This is a genomic window from Corynebacterium sp. TAE3-ERU16 (genome assembly GCF_019209935.1).
Taxonomy (GTDB): domain Bacteria; phylum Actinomycetota; class Actinomycetes; order Mycobacteriales; family Mycobacteriaceae; genus Corynebacterium; species Corynebacterium antarcticum.
In genome coordinates, this window is record NZ_JAHUTN010000010.1 from 72,342 (window position 1) to 94,752 (window position 22,411).

Below are 22,411 nucleotides of genomic sequence, written 5' to 3' on the forward strand. Positions count from 1 at the left end.
AGTCGGTTCAGGCCCGGTCGGCCAGGGTCTCGGCCAACCAGTTGATCGCGGCGGTGAATGCCCGTTCTCTGGGGCGACGGAGCGAGAGCCACACGTCGTGGCGGGCACCCTCCACCGGGATCACGGTGACATCTGCGCCGAGCGACGGTGCCCACCGCCGGATCTGATCGACATCGAGTACCGCGTCCGAGGTGTCCGTCACCGCCGAGTACGGCTTGTTGAGCCAGGACTGTGTAGAGCACAACACCAGAACCGGGGTCCCGCATTCCACACCCCCGGCGTGGACCGTGTCCTGGGCGCGGACGACGGCGGCGAACCAGCCCGCGTTCTTCGCGTGACCGGCTATCGGTTTGATCCGGGTGTCGAAATCCCACTCGCCGTAGTGGTCGGCGTGGATGGACTCGCCGTAGCCGGCGAGTCCACCGGGGAGGTTGAGTTCCGGTGCCCGGCCCCCCAGTGCACGGATCAGCGGGCGGGTCCAGCGGTGGAGCGGCGCGGGGAACATCAGGTCGAGCCACGGGCTGTTGAGGACCGTCGCCGCGATCGCGGAGTGTCGCGCCGCGGCCACGGGGTCCCCGGTGAGCGTCGCCCTGCGGAGGTGGTCCAGCCAGAGGGGGACGATGAGGCCGCCCGTGGAGTGTGCCTGGATGATCACCTGACCGTGGTCCTGTCGCACCGCGTCCACGGTCGCGTCGAGATCCTCGAAATACCGGCGGACGTCCCGTATGTCGTGCCACAGCTGTCCCGCCAGGTGGGAACGGCCGCACTTGCGCAGGTCCACCCCGTACACGGCGTAGCCCTCCCGGTGGAAGCGCTCGGCGACGTGCCGGTGGAAGAAGTAGTCGCTCATTCCGTGGACGAAGAGCATCGCGGGTCGTGAGTCGAAGTCCCGGCAGCCACCCGGAAGGTACCTGACCAGTGTCGCCACCACCGGTCCGTCGCCTTCCGGGTCTTCGCCCAGGCGAAGGGACCGTCTGGTGAACCCGTCGCCCAGGATGTCGTCCGTGTACGTCTCGGAGATCGGCAGATCGCTCATGTCGACCACCCTATCCCGGGGTGGCGTGGCATGCGGGGCCCGCGACACCGGTGCACGGGCGGACCTCCCACCGGTGCACCGGTACGGGACGAAAAACCCGGAGAACCCCGCCGCCCGGCGCCGATGGGCGGGACGGTGTGGTTCTCCGGGGTCGGGGAGAGGGCTGTTACAGGTTGCGCCAGGAGCGGATCGCGGCCAGCAACGCCTCCAGTGCTCCTCCGTTGAACCTGGGGAGGAAGAGGTGGTCGGTGTTGTTCCCGCTGGACAGTCCGCCCAGAGTGGTCGGGAAATTGAGGTTGGTCAGGATCGCGAGGATCGAGTGCAGCAACGCGACGATGCCCGTGACCGCGGGAACGGAATCAGTGGGCCGGGGATTTTCGGTGGTGGTGACCGTGGCCGTCGGTTCCGTGGTCACGGTGGTGGTTCCCGGCGCAACGGTCTCGGTCACCGTCACGGTACCCGTGGCGGGCGCCGGAGTGGCGGTCACCGTGGTCGGCTCGGGTCGTACCGTCGTCGTCGTCAGGACGGTCGTGGTTTCCGTGACGGTCGTCGGTACCGACGCGGAGGTCTCGGTGACGGTCGGGGGCGTCAGTGTCTGTGTCTCGGTGACCGTGGTGGGGGACGGTTGCATCGTCACCGTGACCGGTTCCCGGGTCGTGGTCACCGTGGTCGTGACCGGGGAGGGCGTCGTGGTCACCGTGCCGGTGACCGGATCCGGAACCTCGGTGGTCACGCTGGTGACGGGTTCCGGCATCTCGGTGACCGTGACCGGGTCGGCGGTCTCCGTGATGACGCTGGTGCTGGTGACCGTGGTGGTGGAGGTTTCGGTCGAGCACTTCACGACGCTGACCGGAACGGTGAGTTCCCCGGTCTCGGCGCCGGGAACCGTCACGTTGACCTGCTGTTCCTTCTCACCGGCCGTGCTGGTGTCCGCCGGCGTCACGACCTCGATGGTGGCGTCGTCCGACAGGCCGGTGATTCCGGCCCTCGGATCGAGGAGCTCACCCTCGCAGACGGAGACCGGTTTCGTCGAGAGTCCGGGTGCCCATATGGCTGCGGGGCGGGCCTCGGAGTGGTCCGAGACGGAGTCCAACGGCACGCAGGCATTCAGCTCGTTGAGTGTGTAGAAGGGGGAACCGTCGGCGATCGACTGGCACTTCGGCCCGAAGGGTGTCTCCTTCTCGTTGAACAGCATCCGCACCAGAGTGATCCCGGCCTTGTTGCGGAATGCGTCCCACTGGATGTTAGCGGCCATCGGAACGGTCACCGATGAATTCCACGCGTTGTCCTTGTCGAAGAACCTCCCGGGAGGCGTGGGGTGGTTCGCCTGCGGGATCTGGAGGTAGCTCTCGACGGGACCGAGGGTCTCGCCGTGGGTGAAGTAGAAGTTACCCGCGACCTCGGAGGTTCCGTTCGCACGGTCGTCGACGTCCTTGAGCATCAGCCGGATGAGGGGGTCGTAGATCCGGTAGGAATCCGAGGAGCCCTCGCGTCCGGGGCCGAAGGTGTAGAAGTCGTGGACCTCGTAGAGGTACCGCATCTCCCGGGCGGTCTGCTGGGTCATGTACTTCTCGGTGGCCCAGCCCTCCGCCGGTGCACCGGCTTCCTCGGTGAGCAGTCGGGCGTAGCCGTTGACGGAGTAGAACTGGTGGGCCTGCGAGATGGCATCCTCATCGTCCAGCGTCGCCAGGTACTCGGGCGAGTAGAGGTGCCCCAGGATCTCCCGGGCGGCGCTGATGACGGCCGGGTCACTGTGGGACGCCTCACCGGCCTGCTTCTCGTCGGGAAGATCCTGGGAGGCCTTGTACGCCGGGTAATCGAGGCTGTCCTTGTTCTTGTACTCGATCATCAGCTTGGACTGGGGAGTCTGCTCACCGTCGGCCCCGAACACCCCGGTGTCGATGGGGACCGGGGCGGAGGCGTCGTAGCCCATCAGCGGATCGAGTGCCGCGTCCGAGTCGTGCAGCCCGATGGCGAAGTTCACTCCGGAGAACTGGGACCGGCCCTTGGGTGAGCTGTGGTACCTGAGCTTTTCGTTCGTCCCGGCGTTCGCGATCCGGGTGTAGAAGTCCCGGTTGCGCTCGTAGTTGCGCTGTCCGATAGCCTGCCATTCCTGCGCTCCGAGGGTGGTGAGTGTTCCGTATCCCCCCTCTTCCGGAGGCGTCAGGTGATCGTTGGCCGGCAGGTTCCTCGTCATCTGCAGTATCTGGTCGATCTCGACGAGCACCTGCTCACCGAGAGGGGTGAGCGCACCGGGCTGATCCTGCGCCCTCCTGAGGTACTTCATGGTGTTCTTGAAGCGGGAGGAGGAGCTCGCTCCGCGGGATCCGTGACGGCCCAGCACCATGGTGTAGACCTGCTCGAACCCGTCCGGAGGGGTCGTGGCGTCAGCCGGCGTGCCCATCGGGATGTACTGATTCTTGAATCCGTACTGGGGAACCGCCGTCTCGTCGGCGGTGGCGGGACTGGCACCGAGGATCGTGGCGGCGGCGACGAGCAGTGCGGTCGTGCGTCTTCTGAGGGGGTTTCGGAACATACTGGTGGTCATCCTTCTTCCGGGGATCTGTTTCCGGGGGGTAACGGGGCATTCAGGATGAAACGTAACTCTCCGGTCACGGTTCTCCGCGTGCGGACATTGACTGTTCACCAGGTTTTCAGGTGAGTGACGCGGAGGTGCTGCACCGTTGACGGCCGATGGAACACCGGAGGTGGGGATGATCCCGCCCGGTGGGGGTGAACGTGGGGGTGGTGACGGTATGGCCTCCTCTCCCCTCGACCTTCCGCCCCCGGCGGAGTTCGCGCGCTTCCGGCGGGTTTTTCGAGGTAGGTGGCGTGATGTCAGGAAGATCGGGGGTGTCGGTGGGTGGGGAAGTGGGCATCGAAATCGGGGCTGTGCTGATACCCCCGGGGTGCGGGGCGTAAGGTGTTACAGCGATAGGCCAGTCCGGGAATCCTTATCTTGGGCCACGCCGGTGCTGGTGAAGGCATCATCGGTCAGTGGTGGTCGATCGGGATGCTCTGCAGGGGTCCGTCGGTGTCGTGTCATGTCGCGCGTGCCATCCCATCGTTGTCGAGGGATGGGCGGACAGATGAGCGGGCACAGGTCGGCCGGCCAGGGTGGAACGGTGGATGATGCCGTGATGGTGGTGGGTCCGGAGAGGATCCGCGTACCGGGACTGGGACGAATGCACAATTCAGAGAACTAGCGAAGGTTGAATACAGTGTCTGACTCCAAGGTTTCCGCAGCTCATGTGACAGATGAGGTCGACGTCTGTCTGATCGGTGCAGGCATCATGTCCGCCACCCTCGGCGCGATGCTCCGGCAGCTTGAGCCGGGCTGGTCGCAGCTCGTCTTCGAACGCCTCGACGGCCCCGCCGAGGAGTCGTCCTCGCCGTGGAACAACGCCGGTACCGGGCACTCCGCGCTGTGCGAGCTGAATTACACCCCGGAGGTCAACGGTGAGATCCAGACCACAAAGGCCGTCGCCGTCAACGAGAAGTTCCAGGTTTCCCGCCAGTTCTGGTCCTACCTCCTGGAGAACAACGAGCTCGACAACGCACGTGACTTCATCAACCAGGTCCCCCACGTCTCCTTCGCCCAGGGCGACGACCAGGTCCAGTACCTGCGCAAGCGCTATGACGCGTTGTCCGTCCACCCGCTGTTCCCGGACATGCAGTTCACCGATGACCAGCAGAAGTTCGCGGAGTTCCTCCCGCTCATGGCGGAAGGCCGCGACTTCGACAGGCGGAAGGTCGCCATCTCCTGGACCGACGCCGGAACGGACATCAACTACGGTGCGCTGACCCGTCAGTTCCTCCGCAACGCGGAAGAGGCCGGGACCGAGATCCGGTACGGCCACGAGGTCGCCGACATCATCCGGGACGGGTCGAAGTGGAAGATCAAGGTCAAGAATGTCCACACCGGTGACACCAGTGTGGTGCGGGCGAACTTCGTGTTCGTCGGCGCCGGCGGAATGGCACTACCGCTGCTCCAGAAGTCCGGTATCCCCGAGATCCGCGGCTTCGGTGGATTCCCCGTCTCCGGTGAGTGGCTGCGCTGCACCAACGAGGAGATCATCGCCCAGCACCACGCCAAGGTCTACGGAAAGGCGTCCGTCGGTGCGCCCCCGATGAGCGTGCCCCACCTCGACACCCGCGTCATCGACGGCAAGACGGGGCTGCTGTTCGGCCCCTACGCCGGCTGGACCCCGAAGTTCCTCAAGCAGGGTTCCTGGCTGGATCTGGCCAAGTCCCTGCGTCCCACCAACATCCCCTCCATGGCGGCCGTCGGTGTGCAGGAGCTGGGCCTGACCAAGTACCTCATCACCGAGGTGATGAAGGACGCCGAGGCCCGCATGGAGTCGCTCCGTGAGTACATGCCGAGCGCCCGTTCCGAGGACTGGGAGCTGGTCACCGCCGGCCAGCGCGTCCAGGTCATCAAGCCTGTCGCGGGACCGCGGTTCGGTTCCCTCGAGTTCGGCACCGCCCTGATCAACAACGCCGAAGGCTCCATCGCGGGCATCCTCGGGGCGTCTCCCGGAGCCTCCATCGCGCCTGCCGCGATGCTCGAACTCCTGGAGCGCTGCTTCGGTTCCCACATGGTCTCGTGGGGTCCGAAGATCAAGGAGATGGTGCCCACCTACGGCACCAAGCTCGCCATGGACGAGAAGCTGTTCCACGAGACCTGGGAGCGCACCCAGAAGACCCTCAAGCTGGAGGACCAGGCCTAACAGTGACGCACTCCACCCCCGACGCCGGTTATCCGTTCGCTGCGGTCGTGGGTCAGGATCAGCTTCGGCTGGCCCTGATCCTCAACGCCGTCTCGCCCCGGATCGGGGGTGTCGTCGTGCGCGGGGAAAAGGGCACGGCGAAGACGACCACCGTGCGGGCCTTCGCGGCCCTGCTCGGTGGAGCGCCGCTCGTCAACCTCCCCATCGGCGCCACCGAGGACCGCGTGGTCGGTTCGCTCGACGTCGAGACGGTACTCACGACCGGGCGCGCGGAATACCATCCGGGACTGCTGGCACAGGCCGACGGGGGCGTGCTCTACGTCGACGAGGTGAATCTCCTCGCCGATCACCTCGTGGACACGCTCCTCGATGCGGCCGCCACCGGCCGCGTCACCATCGAGAGGGACGGCATCTCGCACAGCTCCCCCGCGAACTTCGTGCTCGTCGGGACGATGAACCCGGAGGAGGGGGAGCTGCGTCCCCAGCTGCTCGACCGCTTCGGGCTGGCCGTCGATGTCGTCGCATCACGTGATGTGGAGATCCGCACCGAGATCATCCGGCGGCGCCTGGCCTACGAGGCGGATCCCGCGGGATTCGCGTCGGTGTGGGCGGAGGAGGACGCCGATCTCTCCGCCCGCATCGCCCGGGCGCGGGAGATTCTCCCCCGGGTCGAGCTCACGGGGACGAACCTGGCCCGCATCGCGCACATCTGCGCCAGCTTCGACGTCGACGGAATGCGCGCCGATCTCGTCATCGCGCGCGCCGCGGCGGCCTGCGCCGCCTACCGCGGCGACACCGTCGTCACCGACGGGGACATCCGGACCGCGGCGCAGCTCGCGCTACCGCACCGACGCCGCCGCGATCCCTTCGATGAGCCGGGTCTCGACGAGGACAAGCTCGACGAGACCATGGACGAGGCCCGCGACCAGCACCCGGAGCAGCCGGAGGACAACGCCCCGGAACCGGAGGCGAACGATCCGGAGCCCGAGGACCGGGACACAGAGGACGACACCCCCCAGGATCCTCCTGAGCAGACCGATGAACCGTCCGAACAGCCGACCTCCGACGGGAAGGCAGGTCGCGCCGAACAGGGCGCCCCCTTTCGTTCCGCGGGTACTGAGGCGTAAGGGCTCCGGAGATGAGGGGGTCCCCGGGCGCCGTTCCAAGGCGTGGTCGGCACAGGGGCAGAACGTTCGGGCGATCCCGGGTGGTCGCGGACTGAACGTCGTCGGTTCGGTGCTCGCCGCCGCTGAGCGGGGTGCCGGGATCGTGGACGGCCTGATCGACTTCCGGCCCGAGGACCTCCGCGGTTCACTCCGGCGGGGCATGGAGTCCAACCTCATCGTCTTCGTCGTCGACGCCTCGGGATCGATGGCGGGCAGGGACCGGCTCTCCGCCGTGACCGGCGCCGTCGTCTCGATGCTCCGGGACGCCTATCAGCGCCGTGACAGGATCGCGGTGATCTCGGTCAGGGGATCAGCCCCCGAGATCCTGCTTCCCCCGACCGGATCGACCGTGACCGCGGTGCGCCGGCTCGAGGGGGCCCCGACCGGCGGGCGTACGCCTCTCGGTGAGGGCCTGATGATGGCCCACGACCTGATCGAACGGGAACACCGCAGGGAACCCGGGCGACGGGCCCTGCTCGTCGTGCTCTCCGACGGGCGCGCCACCGGGGTATCCGGGACCGCCGGGGCCCGCCGGGCAGCCGCCGTGATCCGGGAGCGCGGACTCGCGGGCAGTCTGGTGATTGACTGTGAGCGGGCGGGTCGCATCCGACTCGGCCTGGCTGCGGACCTCGCGAAACGGCTCGAGGGGGTCTGCGTCCGGCTCGATGAGGTGTCGGCGGATTCGGTGGCCGGTGTCATCGAGGCGGTCTGAGTGACCGTCGAAGACTGAGGAGTGTCCCACAGTTCGCCCGGAAACCTCAGACATAGCTGAGCCTAAACTAAGCTTCCGGTCAAAGGCGGCGCCGTTCCGTCCGGGCCGGCCCCGGGGTCACGGTGCGGTACCGCACCTTCCGAGTGACCCGAGGACACCGCATGGCCAGAAGAATCCACCGAATCCACCGGGCGGGAATCGGTGCATTCGCATGTGTCGCACTGACCGCTTCCCCTCTGGCCGTGTCGCCGGCCGCGGCGGAAGCGACCAACCCCATCGGGATCAGGCACACGGCTGAAATCACCGAGTACCCCGATGACACACCGGCGATGTACTGGAACATCCGCGACCTGTTCATGCAGATCTCGGGAGGTGCCGACACCACCCTCGACGGGGTGCGGCAGGGGAGTGTTCAGTGCCGTCGTTCACTCCATCAACCGGAACTCCGGTGAGTGGGAGGGGTCGGAACGCCTGGACCTGGCCACCTTCGACCTGAAGAACGGCCGCTACAACACCTCGGGCGACCTGACCACGTGGGCGGATGTTCCCTCGGCGCTGACCGTCGCCGGGGCGCATGCGTTCAGCGACGTCCTCGACGAGGGCGACGCGCTGTCCCTCCTGGACTTCACCTTCACGGGTGACCCCGGGTTCACGGGCGCCGGGGACGGCGGCTACTCGACGACAGCCGTCGAACACACGGGGATCGTCCTCGAGCACGCGGTGCGGCTCTTCCCGCGGAGTGACGGATCACTGGTGCTGGTCGCGGGGGACCACGAGACCAGCACCGCCGTCCTGATCGGGCGGGACATGAAGCCGATCGGCGAGAAACGCACGATCGATCTCGACTCGGACAACCCCTCCGCCTACGACCCGACGGAGAACGTGCTCTACTTCGCCGGATACAACGAGCCCGCGGGGTTCCTGGATCCGGTGGTGGACACCCCGGTCTACAGGGCCGCGGTCACGGCGGCGGGTGTGGGGGAACCGGAACTCATCACGCGACTCCCGCACCGTGTGACCTCGATGGGCTTCAACGCAGCGACCGGGGAGGTGGGCATCATCCACCAGGCCCGCAAGGGTGATGACCAGTTCACCACGATCGCCCCGGGTGGGGAGCGCGCGACCGTCGACCTGCCCAGTGGCAGCCAGCTGTTCGGTATCCCCGTCGACGACAGGTACTACTCGGACGGCGCGTACGGCGAGTCCATCCCGAACGGGCGCGCATCGAAGCTCCTCGGCCTACCGGACGGGACCTGGCTGTCCGTGAATGATCACGGGACGACACCGGTCGAGGGGACCGACGACGGGTTCGGCGGACCCCGGAAACGTGGTGCCGTCCCGATCCACGTCACGCCGAAGGAGGATGTCACCGCGACGCTGGTCACCGAAGCGTGGCCGCAGTACGGGTTCGTCGCATCCAACGACGGCGTCGCGGTCCGTGGTGGCCGGATAATAGCGATCTGGAACGACTACGCGGATCAGGAGAGGCAGGGGGTGGCCACCTACACCTACGAGAACGGCACCTTCACACAGGTCCACGGTCGGGACAAGGTCGTCGTGGACGGGGTGAACCTCGCGAATCTCGCCGGTGGTGCGTTCACCGATGACGGCAATCTCGTCCTCACCGACGCCGACAAATCCACCCTGGCCATCATCGATCCCGTCACCTTCGAGGTGGTGGATTCGGCGACCCTGTCGAGCTTCATGGAGGGAACCGAACGCAATCAGAACGACGGGGTCGTCGCCACCGGTGGACGGATCATCGTCCTCGACGGCCGACCCGGTACCGAAAACCCGGACACCGATCTCGACACCTACATCGGACTCCAGATGCTCGAGGAGGCCACCGCGGCGGGCAAGCTCGACCCCTCGATCACCCCGTTCTACATGGATGAGTCGCTCAACGGAGGCTCAGTGGCTCCGGTGACCGATGCCCGCGAGCTCACCCCGGTCTATCCGGTGACACCGGCGGAACCGGGACAGAAGGCCAGTTCCCCGGAGCCCACCTTCACCTCGGACAGTGATCGGGTTCCCGGCACGGTGAGTTACTCGCTGGACGGTGAACGGCCGGGGGAAGCGGTGGTGGATCCCGACACCGGTGTGGTCACACTGACACCCACGGCCGCCGATGCCGGGAAGACCATCGGTGTCGTCGTGACGGTCACCTACGCCGACGGAAGCGTGGACAAGTCGATCGCCGCCTTCTCCGTCGGTGGTGGTGACGGAGACGGTGATGGTGACGGGAACGGTACCGGGGATGGCGACGGCGGAACACCGCCCGGATCCACGAGCTCCGGCGGAATTCTGGGTGTGCTGTTCGGCGGATCCGGCGAAGCTGACACGGTCGGTGCCCCAGGGCTGCTTCCGCTCCTGAACATCAGTGGTTTCCTCGCGCTCGTTGTGGGCCTGATCCACTTCCTCCGGACCCATGTGCCGGGCGGCCTCCACCTGTCCGTCATGTCCCGCTAGATCATCGGGTCCCGGCGAGCCGATCGGTCACGAGCTCCAGGAACCGGTCGACCCGCCCCGCGCAGGAGTCCAGATCGGCCGGAGTGAGGAGAATGCGGTCGTGGTCTCCGTCCAGGTACACGACAACCGGGCTGTTGCCACCTGCGGCCCGGGCTGTCGCTGTGTCCATTTCGTTGAGATGGACCGTCTCCAGGGGGAGCGGAAGTTGATCGAGGGCGGTGGTCCAGTCCTTCCGTTCCCGGACCGATCTGCCGTGGCTGATGTCGCAGAGGCTGCAGTGGGTGGTTCCGCGGAGCTTTCCGATGACATACGACACTTCGCCGAGCATTCCCCCGTTGGCGTTGTAGACACCGACGAGGCGGGCGGAATCCGGAATGTCGGGTATGGGGGATGCGGTAGTAGACACGGTGGATGTTCCTTCGGTATCGGGTGTGGCGTACGGACGGGGCATCCGGATCAACGGTCGCGGTGCCGAAGATATTCCGGAAGCTTGGAACCGGAAACATTTAGGCGAAGATTTACCTGATAGAAAAGTGAATATAGTTTCAGAACACGGTTTGAAATTAGGCATGCCTAAGGTAGGTTAGGGAACGTGCTGTGGCCCGGAAGCCGGTACTCGAACATCAATGAGCCGAGCAGGGTCCCTGACCACCGATATCCCCTGAAACCCAGAAAGTAACGCACCATGACTCAGTCCACCCGTCGTCTCTCCCGGGCCGGCCTCGCTGTCGTAGCCTGCCTGACCATGTCGATCTCCCTGATCACCCCCGCTGTCTCGGGGGCCGACGAGAACGCGAAGATCGGCATCGAGCACGTCGCCTCCACCACCAGCTACGCGGACGACACCCCGGCCCTCGCCTGGGGTGTACTGGGCATCTTCCGGCAGGCATCCGGAGGTTTCGACCGCGTCTTCGACGGAGCGACGCTCCACTCGGGTGTGCCGTCCTTCGCCTTCGTCTCCCGCACCGACTCCGATGACGGGACCGTGGTGCTGAATTACGCCGGTACCGCCAACGTCATGAACTTCTGCGGTCCGACCTACATGGACCAGGATGAGCGCGGAAACTGCAAACTCGACCTGACCATCAGTGAGCCCACCGTGACGATCAACCCGGCCGACGGCACCGGGAACATCTCGATGATCGTCCACACCCTCGACAAGAAGACCAGGGAGTGGTTCGGACCCAGCCGCGTCGTGATGGCCGATCTGGACCTCTCGAACGCCAGGTACAGGTCCGGTGAGGTCTCCACCGTCCGAGACATCGCGGTCACCGTCACCGAGGAGGGACGTGCCGCGCTCAGTGGAAACCCGAAGGGATACGACGCCCTCGACGCCCTGGATCTCTCCTTCGGCGATCCCATCTCCTTCGGAACCTCCACCGGTGCCACGGAAGACCTCACTCTGGTGAAGGAGGCCGTGACCTCGTACTCCAGGGGTGATGCCAACCGGTTGTTCGGGCTGAAGGACGGGTCCGTCCTCCACATCACCCGCGGCAAGGAAGCGAGTGACTCCCAGATCGTCATCGCGAACAACGATCTCAGTGAGTTCACCGCCGTCGACGACATCACCGTCAACCTCGGCAACCCCTCCGCGCTGAAGTCCGCCACCGACACGCTCTACTGGGCCGACGGAAACACGATCCGCTACGCCGACGCGAGCGCAGCGGGTCTCGGTGCCGTCATGGAACTCGGTACCGTGCCGAACTCGAACGTGACCGGTCTCGCCTACTCGGAGGGTACGGACACCCTCGGCGTCCTCACCGCCGACCCCGACACGCGAAAAGGCGTGTTCACCGTGTTCAACCTCACGGACGGAACCTCCAGTCAGACGGCACTGCCCCCCATGAGCGAGGTCCGTGGAACCCCGGCCTCAGAGGACGGCGGGAGCTTCGACAGCACCTACGGCTACAGGAGTCCCACCGGCAACGCCGTCGGCCTCCGTGCCCTTCCCGACGGCACGTTCGTCTACATCCTCGACGACATCCTCGATGGGCCCGACGGGCGCACGGGCAGCACGCCGCTCCACATCCGCCCGGGTCAGACCCCGGCGGCCGTCGAGATCGAGGCGGCCAAGGAGCAGTTCAAGTCGGTGCTGTACGGCGGCGGACGACGTACAGCCAGCATCGTCGACGGGAACATCGTGTTCTACAACGGCGTGAACAGTGACTTCGAGTCCGTCGGCGTCTACACCTACTCCAAGGGCGCCTTCACCAGGAAGAGCACCGCCGACGAGGTCACCGCCTTCGACTTCATCACCGGTGCGACCTTCGACTCCGAGGGCAACCTCGTGCTGGCCAGCGCCAGCGACGGCAACGAACTCGCCGTCCTCGACCCGACCACACTCGAGGTCATCTCGAGCACCACCGTCGGTTCCACCCTCCAGTACACCAACGGCCAGGCCGCGGACACACTGAAGTTCGTCGGCGACGACATCTTCATCTCCGGTGTCCACGACTTCGGTGGCGAAGAGACCCTCACCCTCATCAAGGTCTCCACCGGCGGCGACGCCGTCACCGTCGGCACCGCCGACGACGCCCTCGAGGCAGTCGAACTCGGGACATCCGACGACAATGAGCCGCTGAAGAGCACTGAAACGCCGGCCACCACCACGCCGGCCACCACCACGCCGGCTACCTCGAGTCCGGCAACCTCCACTCCGGAGACTTCCACTCCGGCTACCACCACCACTACCTCCACCCCGGAGATCCCAGACGGCAACGGCATGTCCTCCGGATTCGGTGGAAAGCTCCTCATCGGTTTCGGTGGCCTGAGCCTGCTGTCTCTCCTGAACGTCGGTGGAATAGTCGCGATGATCGCCGCACTGTTCCACTTCGTCAGGTTCAACATTCTGGGCCTGTACCGCTAGATCGGCGTCCACGTGCCCGGGATGATTCCGGGCGGCCGATGTCACCAGAGAAAACCGTTCCCCGTCCCTCCCGAAAGAAGGGCGGGGAACCGGCATTCAAGGGAAGACGGAGGCGACGGAGAACAGATACCCGTCGGCGTCGACACCCGTCGCGATAGGATGATCCCGACAAGCTGCACCCGACGCACCGAAGGATCCTCCCCATGCCCAAGGGAAAACTCGACCCAGCCAGCATCCCCGATGACGGTCTGACCACCCGGCAGCGCCGGATGCTTCCCGTCACCGCGGTGCACACCGGTCCGGGGAAGGGAAAATCGACGGCGGCCTTCGGCATGGCCATGCGTGCCTGGAACCAGGGTATGAACGTAGGGGTGTTCCAGTTCGTGAAGTCCGCGAAATGGAAGGTCGGGGAGGAAGCCGTGCTCCGGCGACTGGGCCAGCTCCACGAGGAGACGGGTGAAGGCGGCCCCGTCGAGTGGTACAAGATGGGCGAGGGATGGTCCTGGGCGCGCAAGGCCGGGACCGAGGAGGATCACGCCCGCGACGCCGCCGAGGGATGGGCGGAGATCCGTCGCCGGATTGAGGCGGAGACCCACGATTTCTACGTCCTCGATGAGTTCACCTACCCAATCAAATGGGGCTGGATCGACGTCGACGAGGTCGTGGCGACTCTGGTGGACCGGCCGGGACGCCAGCACATCGTCATGACCGGCCGGGACGCGGACCCGAAACTCATCGAGGTCGCCGATCTCGTCACCGAAATGACGAAGATCAAGCACCCGATGGACCAGGGACGCAAGGGGCAGAGAGGAATCGAGTGGTAGTACCGGGCCTGTGCATCGCTGCGCCTGCATCGGGCACCGGCAAGACCACGATCGCCACGGGACTGATCAGAGCGTTGGCGCGCCGGATGGAGGTCGCCCCGTTCAAGGTCGGGCCCGACTACATCGATCCCGGGTACCACGGTCTCGCCGCGGGGAGGGTCGGACGGAACCTCGACTCCGTGATGTGCGGTGGCCAACGGATCGGCCCGCTCTACGCCCACGGTTCCGCCGGATGCGACATCTCCGTGGTCGAGGGTGTGATGGGACTCTTCGACGGCCGCATCGCGGCCGGTTCGGATCCCGTGTGTGCGCCCGGCTCCACCGCGGAGATCGCCCGCACCCTCGGACTGCCGGTCGTACTCGTCGTCGATGTCCGGGGAATGAGCCAGTCGATCGGCGCGATGGTCCGGGGTTTCGCGACGGCCGTCGACGGTGTGCGACTGGCCGGGGTGATCCTGAACCGGGCGGGAACCGGACGTCACGACGCGGTCTGCCGCAGCGCGTGCGATGCCGTCGGCGTGCCCGTCCTCGGTTCCCTGCCACGCTTCGCCGACATCGAGGTGCCCTCCCGCCACCTGGGGCTGGTGACCGCGATCGAGCGGGGCGGTGCCGCGGTCACCGCCGTCGAGCGGATGGCCGATCTCGTCGAGGAGCACCTCGACCTGGACGGCCTCGTCTCCGTCGCCGACTGCACGTGGAACGGGGAGTCGTGGAATCCGCGCACCGAGGTCGCGGAGGCAGGAAGACCGACGATCGCAGTCGCCGGTGGACCCGCCTTCACCTTCGCATACGCGGAACACACCGAACTCCTAGGTGCGGCGGGCGCCCGGGTCGTGCGCTTCGACCCGCTCACCGATGACCTGCCGGACTGCGACGGACTCATCATTCCCGGCGGGTTCCCCGAGGAGCATGTGGAGGATCTCGCGGGCCGGACCGGACTCCGCCAGCGGGTTCGGGAACGGATCGCCGACGGTATGCCCGTCCACGGGGAGTGCGCGGGCCTGCTGTGGCTGACGGCTAGCCTCGACGCGCATCCGATGCTCGGGGTGATCGACACCCACGCGGCCATGGGCCGGCGGCTCACCCTCGGCTACCGGGAAGCCGTCGCGCTGTCTGACTCGGTGCTCCACAGGGAGGGGGAGCGACTCACCGGCCACGAGTTCCACCACACAGCCCTCACCGACACCTCCGTGGCCGGTTGGTCACCCGCCTGGGGCTGGCGTGGCTGGGACGAGCGGGGTGTCCGGGAGGGATTCGCGGGCGACACCGTGCACGCGTCCTATCTGCACTGCCATCCGGCCGCGACACCGAGAGCCATCGAACGGTTCGTGGCCGCCTGCGCCTAGCCGCCGACGAGTGCCCGGCGATCCTCGGTGAGTTTCCCGTCCACCATCGTGCACAGGCGGTCGGCGCGCCGGGCGGCCTCCTCGTCGTGGGTGACCAGGAGGGTCCCTACCCTCTCCTCCGCGACGAGTTCCAGGAGCAGGTCCATCACGTCCGCGGAACGCCCGGAATCGAGCGCCGAGGTCGGTTCGTCGACGACGAGGAGTGCCGGGGAGTTCATCAGGGCGCGGGCGATGTTGACGCGCTGCCGCTGACCACCGGACAGTGCACCGACGTTCCGGTCGCGGGCATCGGCTAGGCCGAGACGTTCGAGGAGCTCGAGGGCGCGGTCCCGCGTCGCGGCTTTGGAGGCGCGTCTCCGCCACGGGGAATCCAGGTGCCGGGTCATCATCAACTGTTCGGTGGCGGTGAGTGATCCGATCAGGTTCGGTTGCTGGAAGACGATCCCGATGTCGTTCCGTCGGACGGCGGCCGCCTCCCTGGACGAGAGATCGGCGAGTTCCCGGTCGCGCAGCCGGATCGACCCGGAGGTCGGGGGCTGCAGCGTGGAGGCGACGGCCAGGAGCGAGGACTTGCCGGAACCGGAGGGGCCGGTGATGGCGATGAGTTCACCGGCGTCGAGGGACAGCGACGCGCGATCGACTGCGGTGATCTCACCGGCGCCGTCGGGGAAGGTCAGGGTGACGTCGTCGAGGGTGAGGACTGGACTGGAGTTCATCGGTTACCTCCGAGAGCGGAAAGCGGGGAAGCGGATTTCAGGAAGGACAGTGCGGCGGCGGCACCGACCAGGCCGAGCGCGAACATGGCGAGCGCCGGGTAGAGCGTCGTCGAGGTCGACACCACGAACGGAAGTCCGTCGCCGATCAGCGACGCCGAGATCAGGGTCAGCCCGAGCCCCGCGCCGACGCCCACCGCGAGGATCACGGCGGCCTGGCCGAGAGCGTCGACCACGAGTGCCGTGCTCGTGGCTCCGAGGGCCTTCAGGGTGGCGATGTCGGGCTTCCGTTGGATGGTCCACACGGTGAAGAATGCCCCGGTGACCAACGCGGTGATGATCAGCAGCATCACGTTGATCATGGTGAGGGAGGTCGACTCCGCCTTGTGTGACGCCATCGTGCCGGGCAGGTCCCCGGCGGAGATCCCCAGCGTGCCGGGTACCGCGTCGATCGGGGCGCCCGAGGCGATGAAGGTGGCCGGCGCATCCGCGTCGAGATGGGCCCAGACGACCGGTTGGTGCGAGTAGTGGTCGTCGCCGCGCACGGCGTCGACCGTCACCGTGCCGTAGCGGCCGAGGTCCGTCGAATCCCCGGCGGCCAGCCCGGTGGCCTTCGCCGCGGCCTCGGAAAGGACGACGTGACCCGGTCCGGGCAGGGGAGTGGACGCATCCGCCGGGCCGTCGGCCGCGGGCCTGGTGGCCAGTACCGACACGGATTCCTCGCCGAGCAGACTCCGGTCGATCCCCACGGCGGTGGCGGGGGTTCCGGCCGCCGCGGCGGCGTCCAGAAGTGCGGTGGTGGATTCCGGATCGAGCCGTGACCGGTCCAGGCTGGCCTCTCCGGTGTCGGACAGGGTCGCGGAGGCACCGCCGATGGTGGACAGGGCGGAGATGCTCTGGTGGGTCAGACCTCCCGTGAGTCCGGAGAGGAAACTGACCAGCAGGGCCATCATCGCCACGGTGACGGTGATCAGGGCGAACCGCCCACGGGCGGCCCGCAGGTCACGGAGAGCGAGGAACATGTTCGGGGGTACTCCTCTTTGAGGGTCGGACTGGTGGGAACTGTCTTCCAGTGTGCGCGGATCAGATGCGCGTGGAATCGGAAAACCGGACAGAAACGGACAGTTCGTTTAGTCATTTGACGAATCAAACGTTCGGTTGGGTGCTCTCCACCGACCGGACTCCAACCCAGGTGGGCCTGAACCGAACGACTACACTCGACATCTATGAGTTCACCCACCAGCACCGGTACCGGACAGCCCTCATCCGGCCACGTCACCCTCATCGGCGGCGGGCCGGGCGCCCGCGACCTCATCACCGTCCGGGGTATGAATCGCCTCCGGGCCGCCGATGTCATCGTCGCCGACCACCTCGGACCGACCGACCAGCTGGACCAGCTCTGCGACCTCACCGACAAGGAGGTCATCGACGCATCCAAGCTGCCGTACGGCAAGCAGATGGCGCAGGAGAAGATCAACGAACTGCTGATCTCCCACGCCCGGGCCGGACGCAACGTCGCCCGGCTCAAGGGTGGGGACCCCTACGTCTTCGGCCGTGGATTCGAGGAACTCGTCGCCTGCCGCGAGGCGGGGATCGAGTGCGAGGTCGTCCCCGGGGTGACCAGCGCGGTTTCGGTTCCCGCCGCCGCCGATGTCCCGGTCACCCAGCGTGGCGTCGTGCACTCCTTCACCGTCATATCCGGACACGTGCCGCCCGGGCACCCCAAGTCACTCGTCGACTACGACGCCCTGGCCCGGACCGGCGGAACCCTCGTCGTGATCATGGGGGTGAAGAATTCACCGGCCATCGCGACCGCCCTCATCGCCGCCGGACGCAGCCCGGAGACCCCGGTGGCCGTGATCCAGGAGGGCACCACGGCCCGGGAGAGGAGCTTCCGTGGTGTACTCGGTGACCTAGGCGCCCTGATCACCGCCAACGGGGTGACCCCACCCGCCGTCATCGTCATCGGAGAGGTGGCGGGTCTGTGACCGCCCGCGGAACCGGCCCCGGCGCACGGGAGATCACCCCACCGGTGGCCGCCTCCGCACTCGGCTGGCCACTCGCGGTGCTCTCGGCGCTGCAGCTGATGGTGGTTCTCGACGGGACGGTGGTCAATCTCGCGCTCGCACGCATACAGATCGAGCTGGGCCTCACGGACAACCTCCGCTCCTGGGTCGTCACCTCCTACGCCCTGGCCTACGGCGGCCTGCTCCTGCTCGGCGGAAGGCTCGGCGACACCTTCGGCAGGAAGCGGGTGTTCCTCACCGGTGTCGGGCTGTTCACCGTCGCCTCTCTGGCCTGCGGTCTGTCGACCACTCCGGTGATCCTGCTCGCCGCGCGGGTGATCCAGGGGATCGGTGCGGCCGTCGCCTCTCCCACCGCGATGGCGCTCATCGTCGTCACCTTCGCACCGGGCAAGGCACGGAACCAGGCGTTCTCCGTGTTCGCGATGATGACGGGCCTGGGCAGTGTCCTCGGCCTCGTCGCCGGTGGCGCTCTCACCGAAGCGAGCTGGCGGTGGATCTTCCTCATCAACGTCCCGATCGGGTTGCTGATCCTCGTCGTCGGCGTGAAGGTGCTCGCCCGCACACCCGCATTCGAGCGGATCCGGCTCGACGTCCGGGGTGCGATCCTCGCCACCGGCGCGTCCACCCTCCTGGTGTTCGGCCTCGCGGAGGGCGGCACCGGATACTCGCCCGTCGTCGTCGGTGCCCTGGTCCTCGGTGTCGGCATCCTCGTCGCGTTCTTCCTCTCCCAGCGTCGGGTCCCGAACCCGGTGCTGCCGCTGCACATGTTCGGCGAGCGGTCCCGCGCGGTGGTGTTCATCTGTCTGCTGCTCGTCGGTGCGCTCATGATGGCCATGACCGTGCAGGTCGCGCTGTTCGTCCAGGAGGTCGTCGGCTACGGCCCGCTCCAGGCGGGACTGGCGTTCATTCCCTTCGCCTTCGCGCTCGGGGCGGGAAGCTGGGTCGCCGGACTCGTCGTGGAGCGGACCGCACCCCGCTTCATCATCGCCGCGGGTGGCCTCATCCTCGTCGCGGGATTCGTCTTCGGATCCACGCTAGGTGTGGACACCACCTACGTCCCTGACCTTCTTCTGCCGATCCTCATCATCGGATTCGGTGTCGGTGTCGTGCTCATCCCACTGACCCTGTCGGTCGTCGCAGGCGTCAAACCCATGGACGTCGGCCCGCTGACCGCCACGTCGCTGGTGTCGCAGACCCTCGGTGGGCCGCTCGGGCTCGCGGCGGTGACCGCGTTCGCGGAGTACCGTGCCAGGTCGGCCCTCGGTTCCACCTTCGACCGGATCGACCGGGCGGCCCTCGATGATGCGGCGCGTGCCGCGCTCGGAACGGGTTACACCTCATCGCTGCTGATCTGCGCCGGTCTGGCGATCGCAGTCGTGGTGATATCCCTGGTGTTCGTGCGTTTCACCCCGGAGCAGATCCGCGAGGGCCGCGAAGCGGAGAAGGCCAGCACCCTGGGCTAGCGGGGCACATCGATCCCACCGTGGATGCCCGTACGTCGGTGAGGCATTCGCCGGAATGAAGCCCCGGGGATGAACCGTCGCCCGGGGAGGCGACCGAGAGGGCCCCGGTTTTCGGTGGAAGGTGGCCGGTGGCCCGTTTTTCGGTCGGATCCACAGTCATCCCTGAGGCTGATTCCCTCCCGCCCACGGGGTCCTACGATTGTCGGGTGGACCCGCACCCGATCCGAGAGACCTGCCCGATGCCGCCACCCGTCACCTGTTCCGGAGCCACAGCTGCGCTTCTGGAGCGTGTCCGCGTCGCCGTCGGCGGGACGGGTCACGCGTTCTGCTACGTGTTCTGCGCGTCCGGGGCCATCCTCCTGGATGCCGGTGGGCACACCGACACACTCTCCTCGGTCCTCTATCTCATCATCGCCTGCGTGTTGCTCGTCGCGCCTGGGTACCCGGCGGTCGCCGTCGGGACCACGGGCATCGTGTTGTCGGCGATCCTGTTTCGCGGTCTACCCGGCGGACCGGGCGCCGGCGCGGTGATCGTGGCGTACTGTGCGTTCCTCACCGCCGCGCGCATCACATCGCGTATCCGCTTCGTGTACCTCGGCGCGATGCTGCTCGGCGCCACCGTGGCCCTGTTGATGCTCTGGAACATCTCTCTCCTCCCCGAAGGAGGCAGATGGCCGGTGGTGATGCTGGTGGCGGCCCTCTTCTCGTCGTGGACCTGGGTGGCGTTCTTCTGGTTGCTCGGTGATATCGCGCGCCGCAGACGGCGCGATCTCGAGGCGCTCCGCCAGCGCGCGGAACTCGCCGGTGTGGTGGAACGAACGCGCATCGCCCGCGAGATGCACGACATCGTGGCGCACTCCCTGGCCGCGGTCACCTCACTGGCCGACGGTGCCAGGTTCGCGGCGCGCAAGGATCCTCAGGTGGCGGTGGACACCCTGGAGCTGATCGCGGAGACCTCCAGGGAGTCACTGGTTCAGATGCGGGGCCTGCTGAGCGTCCTGCGGGAGGATGAGGGACGTTCAGAGACCGCCCCACCCGGTACCGCGGACATCCCCGGCCTGATCGCGGATGCACGGCGAAGCGGATTGGCTCTGCGTGCAGAGGGGCTGGAAAAGATCCCGACGGACCTGCCCCAGCTGTCGCAGATGACGCTGTACCGGCTGGTCCAGGAGATGCTGACGAACATGCTCCGGCACGGCGACGGCACCGGGGAACTCGCCGCGACCGACACGGGCAGGGCCGTCACCGTCACCGCGACCAACCCGACCGGTCAGACGGGGAATCCCGGGGGAAGTGGCTTCGGCATCGCCGGGATGAGGGAACGTCTCAGAGCGGTCGGTGGGCAGCTGGATGTCGTGGACACGGGTGCACGGTTCGTGGTGACGGCGGTGGTGCCGAGATGATCCGGGTCGGAATCGTCGACGACCAGCCCCTGGTGTGTGCGGGTTTCGCCATGCTCATCGGCAGCCAGGACGATATGGAGGTCGTCTGGCAGGCCGGTGACGGTGACGAGATCCCCGACGGGGAATCGGGTGCCGACATCATCCTGATGGATGTCCAGATGGCCCGGACCGGTGGTATTCCGGCGACCAGGCGTGTGCTCTCGAGTGACCGCCATGTCCGCGTCATCATGCTCACCACCTTCGACGATGAGCGCTTCGTCAGCGGTGCGATCGCCGCGGGAGCGTCCGGGTTCCTGTTGAAGGACGCCCAGCCGGAGGAGCTTCTCGACGCCGTGCGCACCGTGCACTCCGGGGCTGCGGTCCTCGCACCGTCGGTGACCGCGGAGCTGCTTGAACGACTGAGGACACCCGGGCAGACGGGTGCGGATGCGGCTGAAGAGCAGATCCCGACGCCGGTGCCCCTCATTGACCCGCTCACCCCGCGGGAGACCGAGATTCTGCGACTGGTCGCACTGGGCTACAACAACGACGAGATCGCCGCCCGCGAGTTCGTGTCCATGGCCACGGTGAAGACCCACATCCGGCACATTCTCGCGAAGACGGGATCCCGGGACAGGGTTCACGCGGTTCTCCACGCCTACCGGACCGGCCTGGTGGGTCGCGCGGAGCTGCTCGCTCATCCCGGGGGCTGATTTTCCGGGGATCACCTCGGCGGAGGACGTGGGGACCTCACCCGACGCGGGATCGTGGAGACATGATCACAGTCACCTCACTGACCAGAAGATACGGCGGTACGCCGGCCGTCGACGATCTCTCCTTCACCGTGCCCGACGGGCAGGTCACGGGTTTCCTCGGCCCCAATGGCGCCGGAAAATCGACCACCATGCGCATGATCTGCGGACTCGAACGCCCGGATGCGGGCACCGCCTTCATCGATGGGCGTCGCTTCACCGCGCTGCCCGCACCGGCCCGCGTCATCGGCGCGCTGCTCGACGCCTCCTGGTTCCACCCGGGACGCAGCGGACGGGCACATCTGCGCATGATGGCGCGGGCGGGCGGTATCGACGCCGACCGGATCGATACGGTGCTCGACCGGGTGGGCCTGAACTCCGTCGCACACAAGCGGGTCGGCGGATACAGTCTCGGCATGCGGCAGCGGCTCGGTCTCGCGTGCGCTTTGCTCGGCGACCCCGGCCACGTCATACTCGACGAGCCCGTCAACGGGCTGGACCCGGAGGGGGTGATCTGGATGCGCCGGATGACCCGGCAGCTCGCGGAGGAGGGACGCGGCGTGCTGGTGTCCTCGCACCTGCTCTCCGAGATGTCGGTGACCACTGACCGGCTCGTGATCATCGGACGGGGAAGGCTCATCGCTGAGGGGCCGCTGTCGGACTTCGTCGGGGATGCGGTGCACGAGATCAGGTGCACCGACACAGACGCCGCAGTCCGGGTCCTCGCCGAGCACGACATCACCGCCGACCGTGCGCCAGACGGACTGATCACCGTCAACGCGGACACCACGACCACTGAGCGCATCGCACGGCTGTGTCAGGGGGCGGGAATCGTGATCACACACCTGGCCTCCCGGGAGCAGTCCCTCGAAGACGTCTTCCTCACCGCGACAGCCGACACCACCACCTACAGGAGCGCCTGATC

18 protein-coding genes are annotated in these 22,411 nt (G+C 67.0%); 13 read left to right on the top strand and 5 right to left on the bottom strand.

Going from position 1 to position 22,411, the window contains the following annotated elements:
• Positions 1-7 precede the first annotated feature (7 nt).
• Both KRX55_RS10380 and KRX55_RS10385 read right to left on the bottom strand, forming a co-directional pair.
• Positions 8-1,036, bottom strand: a complete 1,029-nt coding sequence (locus KRX55_RS10380; protein WP_218407660.1) for an alpha/beta hydrolase — start codon at positions 1,034-1,036, stop codon at positions 8-10.
• A gap of 166 nt (positions 1,037-1,202) precedes the next feature.
• Positions 1,203-3,572: a histidine-type phosphatase gene (locus KRX55_RS10385; RefSeq protein WP_218407661.1), complete on the bottom strand. Its 2,370-nt coding sequence runs from the start codon at positions 3,570-3,572 to the stop codon at positions 1,203-1,205.
• Between the two features lie 685 nt (positions 3,573-4,257).
• Here KRX55_RS10385 and mqo point away from each other — a divergent pair.
• From mqo to KRX55_RS12090, 5 genes are all read left to right on the top strand, one after another.
• A complete protein-coding gene (gene mqo / locus KRX55_RS10390; RefSeq protein WP_218407662.1) occupies positions 4,258-5,766 on the top strand; it encodes a malate dehydrogenase (quinone) in 1,509 nt (502 codons plus the stop codon).
• Positions 5,767-5,768: 2 nt separating this feature from the next.
• Positions 5,769-6,893, top strand: a complete 1,125-nt coding sequence (locus tag KRX55_RS10395) for an ATP-binding protein (RefSeq protein WP_218407663.1) — start codon at positions 5,769-5,771, stop codon at positions 6,891-6,893.
• Positions 6,805-7,644, top strand: a complete 840-nt coding sequence (locus KRX55_RS10400) for a vWA domain-containing protein (protein WP_218407664.1) — start codon at positions 6,805-6,807, stop codon at positions 7,642-7,644. The genes KRX55_RS10395 and KRX55_RS10400 overlap by 89 nt, the downstream gene beginning before the upstream one ends.
• Before the next feature lie 161 nt (positions 7,645-7,805).
• Positions 7,806-8,096: a hypothetical protein gene (locus tag KRX55_RS10405; protein ID WP_218407665.1), complete on the top strand. Its 291-nt coding sequence runs from the start codon at positions 7,806-7,808 to the stop codon at positions 8,094-8,096.
• On the top strand, positions 8,053-10,113 hold the full coding sequence (locus KRX55_RS12090) for a Rib/alpha-like domain-containing protein (RefSeq protein ID WP_218407666.1): 2,061 nt from the start codon (positions 8,053-8,055) through the stop codon (positions 10,111-10,113). The genes KRX55_RS10405 and KRX55_RS12090 overlap by 44 nt, the downstream gene beginning before the upstream one ends.
• Before the next feature lies 1 nt (position 10,114).
• Here KRX55_RS12090 and KRX55_RS10415 read toward each other — a convergent pair whose 3' ends face one another.
• Positions 10,115-10,519 carry a hypothetical protein gene (locus tag KRX55_RS10415; protein WP_218407667.1) on the bottom strand — a complete coding sequence of 135 codons (405 nt, stop codon included), beginning with the start codon at positions 10,517-10,519 and terminating at the stop codon, positions 10,115-10,117.
• A 279-nt stretch (positions 10,520-10,798) separates the two neighbouring features.
• On the opposite strand from KRX55_RS10415, the gene KRX55_RS10420 reads away from it, so the two are divergent.
• The 3 genes from KRX55_RS10420 (at position 10,799) to KRX55_RS10430 (ending at position 15,149) form a co-directional block, all read left to right on the top strand.
• Entirely contained in the window at positions 10,799-12,979 is a 2,181-nt protein-coding gene (locus KRX55_RS10420) for an HtaA domain-containing protein (protein WP_218407668.1), read from the top strand.
• A 203-nt stretch (positions 12,980-13,182) separates the two neighbouring features.
• The gene (cobO, locus tag KRX55_RS10425) at positions 13,183-13,803 is read left to right on the top strand and encodes a cob(I)yrinic acid a,c-diamide adenosyltransferase (protein WP_218407669.1); all 621 of its coding nucleotides are present in this window, start codon (positions 13,183-13,185) and stop codon (positions 13,801-13,803) included.
• Complete coding sequence (locus tag KRX55_RS10430; protein WP_218407670.1) at positions 13,797-15,149, top strand: cobyrinate a,c-diamide synthase; 1,353 nt, start codon at positions 13,797-13,799, stop codon at positions 15,147-15,149. Before cobO ends, KRX55_RS10430 begins: the two co-directional genes overlap by 7 nt.
• On the opposite strand, the gene KRX55_RS10435 is transcribed toward KRX55_RS10430, so the two are convergent.
• Together KRX55_RS10435 and KRX55_RS10440 are read right to left on the bottom strand one after the other, a co-directional pair.
• Positions 15,146-15,865 (bottom strand): ABC transporter ATP-binding protein, encoded by a 720-nt coding sequence (locus KRX55_RS10435; protein ID WP_218407671.1) that lies wholly within the window; start codon positions 15,863-15,865, stop codon positions 15,146-15,148. The two genes, KRX55_RS10430 and KRX55_RS10435, sit on opposite strands and share 4 nt — an antisense overlap.
• On the bottom strand, positions 15,862-16,884 hold the full coding sequence (locus tag KRX55_RS10440; RefSeq protein ID WP_218407672.1) for an ABC transporter permease: 1,023 nt from the start codon (positions 16,882-16,884) through the stop codon (positions 15,862-15,864). Before KRX55_RS10440 ends, KRX55_RS10435 begins: the two co-directional genes overlap by 4 nt.
• A 204-nt stretch (positions 16,885-17,088) precedes the next feature.
• Here KRX55_RS10440 and cobA point away from each other — a divergent pair, with 204 nt between their 5' ends.
• From cobA to KRX55_RS10465, 5 genes are all read left to right on the top strand, one after another.
• The gene (gene cobA / locus KRX55_RS10445; RefSeq protein WP_218407673.1) at positions 17,089-17,850 is read left to right on the top strand and encodes a uroporphyrinogen-III C-methyltransferase; all 762 of its coding nucleotides are present in this window, start codon (positions 17,089-17,091) and stop codon (positions 17,848-17,850) included.
• Complete coding sequence (locus KRX55_RS10450) at positions 17,847-19,352, top strand: MFS transporter (RefSeq protein ID WP_370625829.1); 1,506 nt, start codon at positions 17,847-17,849, stop codon at positions 19,350-19,352. Before cobA ends, KRX55_RS10450 begins: the two co-directional genes overlap by 4 nt.
• Positions 19,353-19,591: 239 nt before the next feature.
• Entirely contained in the window at positions 19,592-20,755 is a 1,164-nt protein-coding gene (locus tag KRX55_RS10455; protein WP_218407674.1) for a sensor histidine kinase, read from the top strand.
• Complete coding sequence (locus KRX55_RS10460; protein ID WP_218407675.1) at positions 20,752-21,447, top strand: response regulator transcription factor; 696 nt, start codon at positions 20,752-20,754, stop codon at positions 21,445-21,447. The genes KRX55_RS10455 and KRX55_RS10460 overlap by 4 nt, the downstream gene beginning before the upstream one ends.
• Positions 21,448-21,509: 62 nt before the next feature.
• Positions 21,510-22,409, top strand: a complete 900-nt coding sequence (locus KRX55_RS10465) for an ABC transporter ATP-binding protein (RefSeq protein ID WP_218407676.1) — start codon at positions 21,510-21,512, stop codon at positions 22,407-22,409.
• Positions 22,410-22,411: the final 2 nt, after the last annotated feature.